Origin of the sequence: Pseudoalteromonas sp. (assembly GCF_041629635.1) — a bacterium.
Taxonomy (GTDB): domain Bacteria; phylum Pseudomonadota; class Gammaproteobacteria; order Enterobacterales; family Alteromonadaceae; genus Pseudoalteromonas.
In genome coordinates, this window is sequence record NZ_JBFKMX010000271.1 from 1 (window position 1) to 1,998 (window position 1,998).

Genomic DNA, 1,998 nt, shown 5'->3' on the forward strand with positions numbered 1-1,998 from the left:
TGGGATTTTAATTAAGCGTTTTCATTTCAAAGGGGATTAACTTGGCAAAAGTAATAAATTTAAGGTTTGCCTAGTTCGGTCTGCTCTAAAGCAAAAATAAAATGTTATCGGGGAAAACTGGCTATGTAAATATCATACATAGCCAGAGAGTTTTACTGTCATTTATCGACTTAGTCTACTGTCTAAAAGTACACAAAATGACTACTCGTTTAACACCCTTTAATAAGGTGCTATTGGCTTTCTTTAAGTGCAAGCCAATTTAACTTCCAATGACTGTCTAAAGACTTTAGTGTAAGTGTATGCTTACCTTTTGGTAATTTAACTTTATCTTTAGATTGGGTTTGCCAATCGTGGTAGCCACCCGTTTTTTTAACAGCAGCAGTCGTTAGCTTTTTATCACCTAAATACAGCTCAAAACCTTTAGTTTCGTTAGGTGTTGCAACGCGATAATGCAATGTGTAATCACCGGCTTTTGTCACATCAATTTGGTAGACCATAGTTGCATCGCTTTCGATACCATTTCGGCCAGTGAGGTTATGCCCGCGAGACTCATCAGAGGTTAAAGTCACACTTGCACCTGTAATACTTTTAGCCCATTCAGCTTCAATCTGGCCTGGAATTTTACTCCAGCCGGTTTCGGTCGCAATTGGGTCACTATAAGGCCCTTGTAGGTGGTTTTTAACGGCAACCACTGTGAACTCAACACTGTGTTGTGTGTCTGAAACATAACGATAAAAAGGGGTTTTGATGTTGGTTGCAACCAGTTTGAACATCGCATCTTTTACATCATTTTTATAAACACGGTAGCCAGCTACGTCGCTATCGTCACTTTTATCCCAGCTTAAAAATACGATATCACCTTGTTGTTTTAATGCGACGTTTTCTACTTTGTTAGGCAGTGCAGCAATTAAATCACGGCGTGCTTGCTCATTTTGTTGTGCGTGCATCACCTCTTTTTGAAAGAGCTTCGTTGTTTTAGAAAGTTTCGGCGCTTTGCCATCTAACGCGATACGGAAACCGTCAACACCACCGGCAAAATCAACAGGAATTCGGCCCCGATTTGTCAGCGGCCAATGATCCCAGTGCCAACTTGCGCCGCGGGTAGAGCGACGCTGGCAGTTTTCAGATTCGCTTGGTGCGCCTGTTTTTGAAGCATTGTTATAGTTTTCAACATAACAATCGGCAACAAATTCTAATACGTTTGACAGCATATCGTGTAAACCAAATGGATTAGGTTTATACATGCCGACGATACTTGCACGTGCAGCCCCATCGGAACAGTGATTGATGCCTGTGCTCCAATTAACATAGCTGGTGTTAGTTTGGGTTTGCAAAATGCTCTCGCCGTAATAGTCTGCCGTGTTTTCAAATTGGCATACTTCTATTTTATTTGGGTCATCGCCAAAATAATATTTTGTGTCAGTACCGGCACGCGCTGCATATTCCCACTCGGCTTCACTTGCAAGGCGATAAGGTTTGCCGGTTTCTTTTGCAAGCCAATCCACATAGGCTTTTGCGGTATTCCAATTAATACACACCACAGGTTGATATTCGCTGGTGTTGAGTGCATTGGTTTGCCAATTACCTTTACTAGCTGGTTTAAACCAACCGTCTAATTCATGGCGGCATTCGTTGGGAGCCTTATAATTAGTGGCTGCGATAAATCGACTAAACTCCTTCACCGTGACTTCATATTTGCCAAGGCTAAACTCTGCTAAATCCACTTGATGAACGGGCTGGGTGCTTTCACGATCTAAAGAGCCCATTGCAAAACTGCCAGCAGGGATTGTTACCATAATTGGTTCAATAGGTTTTACTTTGTTTGCTGCTACAGCATTAAAACCGATAGGTGTTAAACATAATGCCAAGAACAGGTTATTTAATTTCATTTGTGTCATTCCTAAATGATTGTTTTAAACACTGAGCTAGCATTACCTGTTGTGAATTTTGGGTCTTAAAAAATAGTTATAACCTGCCAAAAATAGAAAAATTATAGAA

General features: G+C 40.9%; 1 protein-coding gene. It reads right to left on the bottom strand.

Features of this window, described 5'->3' with window-relative positions:
• Window positions 1-230: 230 nt before the first annotated feature.
• Entirely contained in the window at window positions 231-1,889 is a 1,659-nt protein-coding gene (locus ABYD77_RS19035; RefSeq protein WP_372771662.1) for an SUMF1/EgtB/PvdO family nonheme iron enzyme, read from the bottom strand.
• Between the last annotated feature and the right edge of the window lie 109 nt (window positions 1,890-1,998).